This is a genomic window from Hymenobacter daecheongensis DSM 21074, from assembly GCF_900141805.1.
Classification (GTDB): domain Bacteria; phylum Bacteroidota; class Bacteroidia; order Cytophagales; family Hymenobacteraceae; genus Hymenobacter; species Hymenobacter daecheongensis.
Genome location: NZ_FQYN01000002.1, coordinates 289,252 through 302,421, shown reverse-complemented (window position 1 = coordinate 302,421; position 13,170 = coordinate 289,252). Strand labels below are relative to the sequence as shown.

General features: G+C 59.9%; 10 protein-coding genes. 6 read left to right on the top strand and 4 right to left on the bottom strand.

What is annotated here, in order from left to right; all coding sequences use genetic code 11:
• Positions 1-90 precede the first annotated feature (90 nt).
• Positions 91-1,074: a radical SAM protein gene (locus tag BUB62_RS04195; protein ID WP_073106589.1), complete on the top strand. Its 984-nt coding sequence runs from the start codon at positions 91-93 to the stop codon at positions 1,072-1,074.
• A 90-nt stretch (positions 1,075-1,164) separates the two neighbouring features.
• Here BUB62_RS04195 and BUB62_RS04190 read toward each other — a convergent pair whose 3' ends face one another.
• A complete protein-coding gene (locus BUB62_RS04190) occupies positions 1,165-1,662 on the bottom strand; it encodes a hypothetical protein (RefSeq protein ID WP_073106587.1) in 498 nt (165 codons plus the stop codon).
• An 89-nt stretch (positions 1,663-1,751) separates the two neighbouring features.
• On the opposite strand from BUB62_RS04190, the gene BUB62_RS04185 reads away from it, so the two are divergent.
• Entirely contained in the window at positions 1,752-2,267 is a 516-nt protein-coding gene (locus BUB62_RS04185; RefSeq protein ID WP_073106585.1) for a gamma carbonic anhydrase family protein, read from the top strand.
• A 134-nt stretch (positions 2,268-2,401) separates the two neighbouring features.
• Here the strand turns inward: BUB62_RS04185 and BUB62_RS04180 are convergent, their stop codons facing one another.
• Complete coding sequence (locus BUB62_RS04180) at positions 2,402-3,733, bottom strand: hemolysin family protein (protein WP_073106582.1); 1,332 nt, start codon at positions 3,731-3,733, stop codon at positions 2,402-2,404.
• Between the two features lie 207 nt (positions 3,734-3,940).
• On the opposite strand from BUB62_RS04180, the gene BUB62_RS04175 reads away from it, so the two are divergent.
• The 4 genes from BUB62_RS04175 (at position 3,941) to BUB62_RS04160 (ending at position 8,773) form a co-directional block, all read left to right on the top strand.
• Complete coding sequence (locus tag BUB62_RS04175; protein WP_073107298.1) at positions 3,941-6,169, top strand: protein-disulfide reductase DsbD family protein; 2,229 nt, start codon at positions 3,941-3,943, stop codon at positions 6,167-6,169.
• Between the two features lie 567 nt (positions 6,170-6,736).
• The gene (locus BUB62_RS04170; RefSeq protein WP_073106579.1) at positions 6,737-7,201 is read left to right on the top strand and encodes a winged helix-turn-helix transcriptional regulator; all 465 of its coding nucleotides are present in this window, start codon (positions 6,737-6,739) and stop codon (positions 7,199-7,201) included.
• 202 nt (positions 7,202-7,403) lie between these two features.
• Positions 7,404-8,366 (top strand): TonB family protein, encoded by a 963-nt coding sequence (locus BUB62_RS04165; protein WP_084538816.1) that lies wholly within the window; start codon positions 7,404-7,406, stop codon positions 8,364-8,366.
• A 95-nt stretch (positions 8,367-8,461) separates the two neighbouring features.
• Positions 8,462-8,773: a hypothetical protein gene (locus BUB62_RS04160; protein WP_073106573.1), complete on the top strand. Its 312-nt coding sequence runs from the start codon at positions 8,462-8,464 to the stop codon at positions 8,771-8,773.
• An 89-nt stretch (positions 8,774-8,862) separates the two neighbouring features.
• On the opposite strand, the gene trxA is transcribed toward BUB62_RS04160, so the two are convergent.
• Both trxA and dnaE read right to left on the bottom strand, forming a co-directional pair.
• Positions 8,863-9,192, bottom strand: coding sequence for a thioredoxin (gene trxA / locus BUB62_RS04155; RefSeq protein WP_073106571.1), 330 nt, complete (start codon positions 9,190-9,192; stop codon positions 8,863-8,865).
• A gap of 271 nt (positions 9,193-9,463) precedes the next feature.
• Entirely contained in the window at positions 9,464-13,147 is a 3,684-nt protein-coding gene (dnaE, locus tag BUB62_RS04150) for a DNA polymerase III subunit alpha (RefSeq protein ID WP_073106569.1), read from the bottom strand.
• Positions 13,148-13,170: the final 23 nt, after the last annotated feature.

Genomic DNA, 13,170 nt, shown 5'->3' with positions numbered 1-13,170 from the left:
AGGAATGAGTCCTGAACGCTGATGGGGGTTGCATCGTGCGTCGGGCCAGTCTGCTGCGCCGGCTGTTGTTGTCTATCTTTACCCGTACTTATGCGCCTCGTTCGTCATCCGGTTCTGTGCAATTACTACGTCACCTACCGGTGCAATGCGCGGTGCTCCTTCTGCGATATCTGGGAAAAACCCTCGCCCTACATCACCCTCGAAGATGTGGAGCGGAATCTGCGCGACCTGAAGCGCCTGGGCGTGAGCGTGGTGGATTTCACCGGCGGCGAGCCGCTGCTGCACCGCCAGATTCATGAGTTTGTGGGGCTGGCGCACGATATGGGCTTCATTACCACGCTCACCACCAACTGCCTGCTTTACCCCAAATACGCGGAAAAGCTGCGCGGCAAGGTCGATATGCTGCACTTCTCCCTGGACTCTTCGGAGAAGGAAGTACACGACAAGGGCCGGGGCGTGGCCTGCTACGATTTCGTGCTCGAAAGCATTCGGGTGGCCAAAGAGCTGGGCGAGCGGCCCGATATCCTGTTCACGGTATTCCGCGAAAACCTGGCCGACCTAGAGGCCGTGTACCGCGACATTGCCCGGCCCAACGGCCTGGTGCTCATCCTGAACCCGGCCTTCGAATACAACACTGTGGAAACCGGCGAGCAGCTCACGACCGCCGAGCTGGACTACCTTTCGGCCTTCGGCAAGCGCAAGGGCGTGTATCTGAACGAGGCTTTTATTCAGCTGCGCAAAGACGGCGGCAACCACATAGCCGCGCCCGTGTGCCGGGCGGCCAGCACCACGCTGGTCATTTCGCCCTCCAACGAGCTGGTGCTGCCCTGCTACCACCTGGGCGAGCAGAAATTCCCCATCGACGGCCAGCTGTTCAACCTCTACCACTCGCCCGAAGTAGGCCGCTTGGTGGCGCTGGAGGGCCGCCTGCCCCAGTGCGAGGGCTGCACTATCAACTGCTACATGCAGCCCAGCTTCGCGGTGGAAGTGAACAAATATTTCTGGCAAGCCCTGCCCAGCACGCTACGCTATAACCTGAACAAAGGCACCTGGAAGCGGATGCTCGTAAGGTGAGATGGTGAAATAGTGAGATGGTGAGTTTTGATGTTCAAGCTGCGCCATTTGCGCCACATGCGCAAGCCGAACGTCAAACTCACCATCTCGCTATTTCACTATCTCACCACTTACCACCTGCTGCAGCGCCTCGGGCTGTTGGGTGCCGAGCAGCACGCGGTGGCCGTTTTTCAGCTCCAGCTGAAGGCCATAGGAGCCAGATACGTTGTAGGCGTAGTTGCTGGTCGAAAATCCTTTGATGCCCCAGCCGCCGTATTCGCCCAGCGGGGAATATTTGCGGACATGGGCGCTTTTCACGTCGGCCCAGGCCAGCCGCCGCCAGCCCATGGGGTAGAGGCGGTAGGAAATGCCTTCGGCATCGAAATGGGTTTCGAGCCGGAGCAGGGCAAATACGCCGGCCGTGAGCAGGGCGGGCACCAGCAATACCACCCATTTGAGGCCAGTAGGAGCGGGCAGCGCCCGGAGCCCTAGAAAAAACGCCAGCCCCAGCGCCAGCGGAATAGCCAGCGCCAGCCACCACCACGGCCGCCAGAAATCCTGACGCTCAGAAAACAAGGCTGGTAGGGTAGGGGCGTTGGCGGAAGGCATAGCGGCTAAAGAGAAGGACCGGAAAATGGAAAAGCGCCTAATATTAGGCGTTCTTTGGCTATTCTTCCTCACCATCTGCTCATCTGGCTATGCCCGCCCTTATTCTGCCCGTCCACGGTATTTTGCCCCAGCTCGGCCCCGGCTGCTTTGTGGCCGACAACGCCACCATCATCGGCGACGTGACGCTGGGCCGCGACTGCACCGTATGGTTTAACGCCGTGATTCGCGGCGACGTGAACCACATCCGCATCGGCGACCAGACCAACATTCAGGACGGCGCGGTGCTGCATTGCACCTACCAGAAAGCCGCTACCACCATCGGCTCCCGCGTCAGCATCGGGCACCGGGCCATTGTGCATGGCTGCACCGTGGAAGATGAAGTGCTCATCGGTATGGGGGCCATTGTGATGGACAACGCCGTGGTGGGTCGGGGCTGCATCATCGCGGCCGGCGCGGTAGTGCTCGAAAACACCGTTTGTGAGCCCGGCTACCTCTACGCCGGCATTCCAGCCCGCAAGATAAAGCCCGTGACGGCGGAGCAGGCCGCCGGCCTGCTCCGCACCGCCGAAAACTACGTGACTTACGCCAGCTGGCTAAAGCCGTAGCTGCTGCCCGGCGCCCTACACTGGGCAGCGTAGCCAGCCGGCCGCCCGAAGTATATCAAGTCCATTAGCAATAAGAATCCCTGCCGTATGCACTACGGCAGGGATTCTTATTGCTAATGGACTTTGCCTAAAGCCTACATATTCAGGGCTTCGTCGGTGGCGGCTTCGCGCTCTTCGGAAGTCGTCAGGCGCACCTGAACCAGCTCTACCACGCGGCGGGAGCGTTTCAGCACCCGAAACTCATAGTGGTCGAGCACGGCTACGTCGCCTACTTCCGGAATACTGCCGTAAATCACGTTCAGCAGGCCACCAACGGTTTCGTAGTCGCCGCCTTCGGGCAGCGGGAAGGGCAGGTATTCGTTGGCGTCGGGAATAGAGGTGGAGGTGTTGACGCGGTATTCGGTTTCCGAAACCTTCTCCACCACCGGCACCTCGTTGTCGTACTCGTCCTGAATTTCGCCCACCAGCTCCTCGATAATGTCCTCAATGGTCACGATGCCCGAAACGCCCCCAAACTCGTCGGAGACGATGGCAATGTGCATGTGCTTGCGCTGAAACTGGCGCAGCAGCCGGTTGATTTTCTTGGTTTCGGGCACGAAATAGGCGGGCCGCATGATCTTGGGCAGCACGATGGGCTCATTACGGCGAATGATCTGCAGCAAGTCCTTCACGTAGAGGATGCCCACGATATTGTCGATAGAATCCTCGTAGACCGGCACCCGCGAGTAGCCTTCGCTGTACACGGTTTCGAGCACCTGCTCCTGGGGCGCGTGTACGTCGATGGCCGCAATTTTGGTGCGGGGCACCATAATCTGCTTCACCATCCGGTCGTTGAATTGAAATACGTTTTCAATCAGCTCGTGCTCCGAATCCTGAATCTCGCCGCTCTGCTTGCCCTGATCGAGCAGCAGGCGCAGCTCTTCGGCCGTATGAATCTCGGAGCCGTGGGTTGACTGCACGCCGAACAAACCCAACAGCATGTTAGAGAGCTTATTGAGCAGCCAGATGGCCGGAAACGTGATGATGTAGAAGAAGCGTAGCGGGGCGGCCACCAGCAGCGTAGTGGCCTCGGGCTTCTGAATGGCCAGCACCTTAGGCGCCTGCTCACCAATGACGATGTGCAGCACCGTGATGATAGCGAAGGAAATCGGAATGGCAATCTGATGGGCCAGCTCGGTGGTCACGTTCAGATGAAGCTGATGCACCAGCGCCAGAATGACGGAAGCCACCACGCTTTCCCCGATCCAGCCCAGCGCCAGCGACGCCAGCGTGATGCCCAGCTGCGTAGCCGACAGGTAGGCATCCAGGTTGTGGAGCATGCTCTGGGTGAGGCGGGCCAGGCGGTTGCCTTCCTGCGCGCGTAAGTCGATCTGGGAGAGCCGCACCTTAACGAGCGCAAACTCGGCTGCCACGAAAAATCCGTTCAGCAAAACCAGCAGAACGGTGAAAACAATATTTAAGACCATAGGTTCGGAGGCTTCGGCTCGGACGGCACAGCTTCCTTTATCCTTCAAAAGTACGGGATTTCGCCCAAGCGGTTCCTTCGGCGCTGCAAATAGCCCGCGGCCGTAGCCCGAATCGGGGCCGGGCGGCGGCCGGGTGCATTAAGTTTGTGACACTTCCTGCCGTACTTTGTTTGATTTTGAACCCCATCATTGGCCTTCCGCTGCTTCATGTTCGCTTCTAAAAAAAACATTTTACTCGTTCTGCTCCTGCTGCTTTCCGGAGCCGCGTGGGCGCAGGTACTCACGCCCACCAAGCTCAGCGCCGCGCTCAGTAAGTCAGCAGCCAAAGCCGGCGAGGAAGTAGAGTTGGTCATAAATGCCCGCATCGATACCAACTGGCACCTCTACGCCACCGATTTCGACCCCGACCTTGGCCCTACTGTGTTCACGCTCAGCTTCGCCAAAAGCCCCGCCTACGAGCTGGTGGGCAAGCCCAAGTCCATTGGCACGAAGAAAAAGTTTGATGAAGTTTTCAAAGGCGACATCACCTATTTTGAAAAAACCGGCCAGATCCGGCAGCGCATCCGCCTGCTGCAGCCTGGCCCGCTTACCATCCGGGCCGAAGCCGAATACCAAACTTGCACCGACGTGGACGGCCGCTGCGTGCCCGGCTCCGAAACCCTGACCTTCGGCCCCCTGGACGTAACGGGGACTGCCGTTGTGGCATCGGCCGCCGCCGCAGTTTCGAGTACGGCTTCGGGCTCTGCTGGCGCAGCAGGCGCTACCCCCGTGCCGGCCGCTGCTGCTACTCCGGCTGCCGCTGCCGCCCCGGTCACTGCTGCTCCCGGCTTGGCAGCCCAACCGGCCGATACCGCTGCCACCCAAAGCCTTGACGCCAACGCCCCGCCGGCCGTGGCGGCAGTTCCGGCGGCCCCGGCCCCGGCCACTACCGTAGCAGCGGCTGGGCCGGCTGCTGCCCCGGAAAGCGGCGGGCTCTGGAGCTTCGGCTTCCTGGCTTTTCTCTCCGGGCTGGCTGCCCTGCTCACGCCCTGCGTGTTCCCGATGGTGCCCATGACCGTTTCCTTCTTCACCGGCAGCTCCGATACGCGCCGGCAGGGTATCCTCAAAGCCTTGGTCTATGGCTTATCTATTATTCTGATTTACACCATTATCGGCGTGATAGTGGCCCGGCTGCTGGGCGAGGATGGCCCCAACTTTATGGCCACGCACTGGCTGCCCAACCTGATTTTCTTCGTGGTGTTCGTGGTGTTCGGGCTGTCGTTTCTGGGCTTGTTTGAAATCACGCTGCCGCACGCGCTGGTAAACAAAGCCGACGCGCAGGCCGACAAAGGCGGCTGGCTGGGCGTGTTCTTTATGGCTTTCACGCTGGTGCTGGTGTCGTTCAGCTGCACCGGACCCATTGTGGCCACGGTGCTGGGGCTGGCGGCTCGCGGCCAGACCATTATGCCGGTCGTCGGGATGCTGGGCTTCTCGCTGGCGTTTGCGCTGCCCTTCACGCTGTTTGCCATCTTTCCTTCCTGGCTCAAAAGCCTGCCCCGCTCGGGCGGCTGGCTCAATACGGTGAAGGTGGTGCTGGGCTTCATCGAGCTGATGCTGGCCCTCAAGTTCCTGAGCATGGCTGACCTGGCCTACCACTGGAACCTGCTCCCCCGCGACCTATATATTGTGCTCTGGATTACGCTTTCCGGCTTGCTGGGGCTGTATCTGCTGGGCAAGTACAAGCTCTCGCACGACAGCGACCTGGGCCACCTCAGCGTGGGCCGGCTGCTGATGGCGGTGCTGGCCTTCAGCTTTATGGTGTATCTGGTGCCGGGCCTGTTTGGGGCGCCGCTGCCGCTGCTGGCCGGCTATCTGCCCCCGCAGAGCAACCACGATTTTTCGCTGAGTAACGCCAATGCCGCCCAACCGGTGCGCAGCACGCTCTGCGAGGCTCCGCGCTACGCCGACTTCCTGGAGCTGCCCCACGGCCTGCAGGGCTACTTCGACCTGGAGCAGGCCCGGCGCTGCGCCAAGGCCCAGCGCAAGCCCATCTTCATCGATTTTACGGGCCATGCCTGCGTAAACTGCCGCAAGATGGAAGCCACCGTGTGGAGCGATCCGCAAGTGCTCCGGCACCTGCGCGAAAACTACGTGGTAGTGGCCCTCTACGTAGACGACAAGGCCGCGCTGCCGCAGCAGGAGTGGTATACCTCGGCCCGCGACAACCAGCAGAAAACCACGTTAGGCAAGAAAAACGCCGACCTGCAGGTGACGCGCTACGGCGTGAACGCGCAGCCCTACTACGTGCTGCTCGACCCGGAAGAGGCTACCGGCAAGCCGCTGGTGACCCCACTGGCCTACGAGCCCTCGGTGGCCGAGTTTGTGAAGTTTCTGGAGGCGGGCCTGCGGGAATACCGCCAGCAGGGCAACCCCGTGACGGTCCGGGCGCTGAAGTAGCACGTTTCAAGGCCCTAACGAGCAAGCCAGGCACCCACCGGCCGCACAACGATTTGTGACCGGGCCTGCAATTACTGGCCGGAATTGGCGTTCTTTGCGCAAAATTAGCGCTGGAAGCCAGAAGCGGGCGAGTGAAGATTCCCTATGCAGTATCCTGACCAAGACCCAAAAAAAGGCTGCACCCACCCAGATGCAGCCTCTTATAGAAGGACTGTACCCACCCAGATACAGTCGCTCAGCAATAAGAACGTACCCACCCAGATACGTTCCCGTTTTCCCCTCCTCACATTATCCATCCAAAGCTGTAGAAGAAGGGTTCGAACCTTCACGGTGCAGTTAGCCGGCCGCCGGACCAGTTTCTCCCGAATCACCACCCTCGAGAGAGGAGGGTATGTCTGCCAGTTCCATCATCCTACAAGGTAGTCCCATACCGGTTGCATAGGATTATGACAAATGTAGCATACAGGCTGAAGTAATAAAATATCTTCAGATATTTGTAGTAAAATTTACATTCTTTTTAATTCAATAGGCCTATTGTTTTAATATAGGCAATTCAAGTACTTCAAAATGGCTCGGAATTACGAACTTGATGACACCGACCGGAAAATACTGGCCCTTCTGATAGAGGACGCCAAGATTCCGTACACGGAAGTAGCGCGAAAAGTGAATGTTTCGGGCGGTACAGTACACGTGCGCATGGCCCGGCTGGAGGAGCTAGGCATCGTGAAAGGCGCTACGCTCAAGATGGACTACCCGAAGCTGGGCTACGGGGTCAGCGCTTTTCTGGGAATCTACCTGCTCAAAAGCTCGGTGTATAAGAGCGTGGCCGATCAGCTGCGCGAAATACCGGAGGTGGTCAGCATTCATTTCACTACCGGGGCCTATGGCGTGTTCGCGCAGCTCGTGTGCCGCGACACCCAGCACCTGCGCGACGTGCTTTATCACCGCGTGCAGCTCATTGAAGGCATCGAGCGCACCGAAACGCTCATCTCGCTGGAAGAAACCCTGAACCGCCCGATTCAGCTGGATTAGCCGCGCCCGCAGCTTTGTGGAGTCTGCCAAAACGACTTTTTCGCGCCGCGGGAGAGTCGTTTTTCGTTGCGCTGGTCTTGGCGGTGCATAGAGGGTGACGCGGGGGATATGGTATTTTTAGGCCAACGACCGGGCATAGTATTGTCTGGAGGTAGGTAATTCAGTATCTTTCCTAGACTGACTCCTATTTGCCCAGCGTCCTATGAAAGCATGTCTTGTTGTGCTCTGCGTTTTTCTGGCTCTGGCTCTGGCGACGGCCGCGCACGGCCAGACCATGCCCGCGGTCTACCTGAATGCGCACGACGAGGAAACTGTGCCCGACAGCGCCACGCACTACCGCCTGATAGAGCGCAAAGGCGAAAGCGGCTACGCCATGCGCGAGTATTCACTCGCGGGCACGCTGCTGCTGCGCGGCACGCTTTCTTCCATCGAGCCGGCCGTGCGCAACGGAATGCTGACCTGGTATCACCCGAATGGAGCCAAGGCCGGTCAGGTGCATTATCAGGATGATGAGGCTGATGGGGTATATGTGTCGTGGTATGAGGATGGGCACGTAAGCCAGCGCGGCGAATATGCCGACGGGCAGCGCGTGGGCCGCTGGCTCAGCGTGCACCGCAACGGTCAGAAACGCTCCCGCGGCGACTACATAGCCGGCCAGCAGCATGGCGAATGGCGCTATTACTACGACACGGGCCAAGCCAGCGCCATCGAGCACCTCGACCGGGGCCGCAGTCTGGGCGTCACGTTCTTCAACACCGACGGTACGCTCTACAAAGGGCTGCCGCACCGACGGCTGGCGGCGCAGTTTCCGGGCGGCGAAGCGGCACTGCTTCAGTATCTGGCCCGCAGCACGGTGTATCCGAAAGCGGCCCGCCGCAAGAATATCACGGGCAAGGTGTACGTGTCGTACACGGTGGGCGAAGATGGCCGGGTGGGGCAGGTGCGCGTAGTGCGGGGCGTATCGGCGGAGGTGGATACGGAGGCGCGGCGGGTGGTGGGCTCGTTGCCGGCGTTCCGGCCGGGCCGCGAATACAACGTGCCCACGGCCATGACCTACACGCTGCCCATCATGTTTGCGCCCAATTTCAAGCTTTTCGGCGGCGTGAAAGCCACCCAGACGCCGCCCTCCGAGGCCCGCGCCGGCAACCCGGACGAAACGTACTGAGCCTGTTTGCCGTGTCGTTCTGTTCCGCTGATTAAACCTTGGGCCGTTGGTGCGCTCCAAGAGGAAAATAGGTCCAACCCATTTTCCCCAGTCCCATGAAAACTTCCCTGTTTGCCTGCGCCGCCGCGCTGAGCCTGCTGGCCAGCACCGCCGCGTTTTCCCAAGTCGCGCCCCGCGCTAATGACCAGGCCCGCATCCGGCAGGGGGTGCGCTCCGGCCAACTCACCCGTGCCGAGGCGGCTCGTGCCCAGGCACAGCAGGCCGATGCCCGCCACGCCCGCCAGGCCGCCCGCGCCGATGGCGTAGTAACCCCCGCCGAGCGCCGTGTGGTGCGCCACGAAGAAAAGCAGGCCGACCGGGTGCTCTACCGCCAGAAACACGACGGTCAGACCCGCAAAATCCGGTAGCAAAGATGGCCTCTGGCCGATTTTACCGCACACCAAAAAGCCCCGCTCTTGCTGAAAGAGCGGGGCTTTTTGAAATTTTATGCGGCAAGCTAAGCTGTTACCTGAGCGTCGAGCTTCTGGGCCAGTACGTGCTTGGGTACGGCACCTACCTGCTTATCAACCACTTGGCCATTCTTGAACACGAGCAGCGTAGGAATGCTGCGGATGCCAAACTTGGCGGAGGTCTGCGGGTTGGAGTCCACATCCACTTTGCCGATAACGACGCGGCCTTCGTATTCGCCGGCCAGCTCTTCTACTACCGGACCCACCATGCGGCACGGGCCGCACCATTCGGCCCAGAAATCCACGAGCACGGGCTTATCGGAATTGATGATCTGGTCGAAATTGGCATCGGTAATTTCGATGGCTTTGTGTCCCATAACAGTAGGGGGTTTGTTTGTTGAGTTATCCGTTCACTTACGTGCATCGGGGCCGCAAGGTAGCAGATTGCGAGTTCAACAAGACGCGGGCCGGAAAGTTCATTCAGGACAGAGTGGCAGAAGTGGGACCAGAACCGCACTGTGAGCCCATCTAGCTCAGTTGTAGTTGAAAGCGGATGCCGCAAAACCTCCGCTTGTACGCGAAAGAATCTGTGGCATCAGCCCGTGAGCTTCTTCGGCAAGCACGAAATGATAGCCTATTGCCACCGAATCAAATCAACTGGCAAGCGTCGATTTCCATCTCGCGCATCTTGCGGATGAACTCCTTGGGCTCGATGCGGTAGCGGCGCGAGTAGGTATCGACGGCCAGGTGCTCGTGGGGCTCGGCAAACTTGATTTCCAGCTTTTTGGAGCCCGCGCAGCCTTCCACGGCTTCCATGAAGCGGTCCATGAAGGGTTCCGTGATGGTGCGCAGGTCTAGCTGCACGCGCACGCCGTTGGCGAGCTTTTCGGCCACGTTGAAGAGCGGCTCCATGGTCATGATTTTGAACTCGAACTGGTCGGAGTCGCGGAAGCGCTGGGCGTACTTGCCGCGGATGAACATGGGCGGCACCTGCTCCTTGTCGTAGTTGCGCGGGTTGATGAGGGCCGAGAACTTAGAGTAGTCGTCGCGGAACAACGCCAGGTTGAGGCTGCTTTCGTAGTCTTCCACGTTGAAGCTCACGAAGGGCTGGCCGGTTTTGGTGGTCTTGAACAGCACGTTGGAAATCAGGCCGGCCACCGTAATGTCGCGGTTTTTGTAGCTCTCAATTTTGTCGAGGCCGCAGGTGCAGTAGGAGTCGATTTCCAGCTTGAAGTCGTCCAAGGGGTGGCCGGAGAGGTAGAAGCCAACCACTTCCTTTTCGCGGCGCAGCTTCTCGGTAGGGCTCCAGGGTTCCATGTCCTGGATTTTGGGCATTGGGATGGCCATTTCGCCGCCGCCCCCGCCGAAGAGGCTCTGCTGCGCCGATTCCTTGGCCGCCTGGTGCTGCTGGCCCACTTTCATGGCCTTCTCGATGACGTTCTGGTCGCCGGTGGGGGCTTCGATGAACTGGCGGCGGTGGTAGCGCTCAAACGAGTCGAAGGCGCCGGCCTGGGCCATGCTCTCGAAGGTTTTCTTGTTCACGGCCCGCAGGTTCACGCGGCGCGAGAAGTCGAAGATGTCGCCGTAGGGCCCGTTTTTGTCGCGCTCCGTCACGATTTCCTCCACGGCCGCCTCGCCCGCACCCTTCACGGCCGCCATCCCGAAACGAATCTGGCCCTGGCTGTTCACGTTGAACTTCAGGATGGATTCGTTGACATCGGGCCCGAGCACGGCTACGCCCTGCTTGCGGGCTTCCTCAATGAAGAAGGTCACCTTCTTGATGTCGCCCATGTTGTTGGTGAGCACGGCGGCCATGTATTCGGCGGGGTAGTGGGCCTTGAGGTAGCCGGTCTGGTAGGCCACCACCGAGTAGGCGGCGGAGTGGGAGCGGTTGAAACCGTAGGCCGCAAACTTCTCCATCACGTCGAACACCTCGTTGGCCTTTTTGGCCTTGATGCCGTGCAGCTTCTCGGCGCCCGCGCAGAACTTCTCCCGCTCCAGAGCCATCTTCTTCATGTCCTTTTTGCCCATGGCCCGGCGCAGCAAGTCGGCGCCGCCGAGCGAGTAGCCGGCCAGGATCTGGGCCGTCTGCATGATCTGCTCCTGGTACACCATGATGCCCTGGGAGTAGTTCAGGATGGGTTCGAGCAGCTCGTGGGGGTAGTCCACGGTTTCGCGGCCGTGCTTGCGGTTGATGAAGTTCGGGATGAACTGCATCGGGCCCGGCCGGTAGAGGGCGTTCATGGCAATCAGGTCCTCGATGTTGGTGGGCTTGAGGTCCTTGAGGTACATGCGCATGCCCTCGCTCTCGAACTGGAACGTGCCGATGGTGTCGCCGCGCTGGTACAGCTCGTAGGTTTTCTGGTCGTCAATCGGAATCTCGTCGATGTCGATTTTGACGCCGTGGTTGCGCTCAATCAGGTTGATGGCATCGACAATGATGGTCAGGGTTTTGAGGCCCAGAAAGTCCATCTTCAGCATGCCGGCACTCTCAATCACCTTGCCGTCGAACTGCGTGATAAGCAGGTCCGAGTCTTTGGACGTGGAGACGGGAATGTACTTGGTGATGTCGTCGGGGGCGATGATGACGCCGGCGGCGTGGATGCCGGTGTTGCGCACCGAGCCTTCCAGCTTCTCAGCGAGACGCAGAATCTGGCCGCGCAGGTTGTCGGGCGCGTCGTCGCGCCGGATCATATCCAACTCCTGGTTTTCGGCAAAGGCCTTCTGTAGTGTGGTGCCCACCTGGTCGGGCACCATTTTCACCAGGTCGTTGGCGACGGGCAGCGGCAGCTCCATAGCCCGGGAAACGTCCTTGATGCTGGATTTGGCGGCCATGGTACCGAAGGTGATAATCTGGGCCACCTGGGTTTTGCCGTATTTGTCCACCACGTAGTCAATCACGCGCTGGCGGTTCACGTCGTCGAAGTCAATGTCGATATCGGGCATGGACACGCGCTCCGGGTTCAGGAAACGCTCGAACAGCAGACTGTACTTAATCGGGTCGATGTTGGTGATGCCGATGCAGTAGGCCACGGCCGAGCCGGCGGCCGAGCCCCGGCCCGGCCCCACGGCCACGCCGATGTTGCGGCCGTGGTTGATGAAGTCCTGGGTGATGAGGAAGTAGCCAGCGAAGCCCATGGTCTCAATCACGCGCAGCTCGTAGTCCAGGCGCTCTTCGATTTCGGGTGTGCGCTCGGAGTAGCGCGCTTTCGGGCCTTCGAAGGCGCCCTTGAACGTGAGGTGGCGCAGAAAGGCGTCGGCGGTGGGGTGTTCGGGGGGCAGCGGGAAGTTGGGCAGCAGAATGTCGCGCTGCAGCACCGGCGGCGTGATTTTATCAACGATTTCGTTGGTGTTGTCCACGCTTTCCGGCACGTCGCTGAACAGCGCGTTCATCTCCGCCTGGTTCTTGAAGTAGAACTGGTCGTTGGCGAAGCCGAAGCGGGCGCGCGGCTTGGGGGCCTGGGCTTCCTCGTCGATGCGCTGGAGCTGGCGGCGGATAACCGAATCCTGGCTGGAGAGGTGGCGCAGGTTGTCGAGGTGGTCGTAGTGAACCTTGTTGTCCTGGGAAATCAGGCGGAAATACTGCGTCTGGAAGTCGCCGACCGGGATGCTGTGCTCTTCGCCGGTGTTCACGCACAGCAGAATATCGTGCGGTGCGAAGTCGGTCTGCTCGACATAGTGCGAGTCGTTGGTGCAGATGACCTTGACGTTGTACTTCTTCGCCAAACCCAGCAGCACTTGGTTGACGTCTTCCTGGCTTTTGCCGGTGCCGTCGAAGTTCATCAGCCCGTGGCGCTGAATTTCGATGTAGTAGTCGTCCTCGAACACGTCGAGCCACCACTTCAGCAGCTCCTCGGCCTTGGCCTCACTCTCAAACAGAATGGCCTGCGGAATCTCGGCGCCGATGCAGCAGCTGGTGGCAATCAGGCCTTTGTGGTACTTGAGCAGAATCTCCTTATCGATGCGCGGGAACTTGCTGTACACGCCCTCGATAAAGCTCATGGAGCAGAGCTTGCTCAGGTTGTGGTAGCCGGCCTGGTCCTTGGCCAGCAGCAGTTGGTGGTAGCGCTTGTCCCGCTCGCCCTTCTCGCGGCTGAAGGTTTTTTTGTGGCGGTCTTCCACCATGTAGAACTCGCAGCCCACGATGGGCTTCACGTTGTACTTGTTGGCTTCGGCCACAAAGTTGAACGCCCCGAACATGTTGCCGTGGTCGGTGAGGGCCACGGCCGGCATGCCGTCGGCCTGGGCCTTTTTCATCAGGGCCGAAATGCTGGCCTGACCATCGAGCAGAGAATATTGGGTGTGGGAGTGCAGGTGCGAGAAGACGGGCATGGCGGCGGGCTTTGGATACTCTA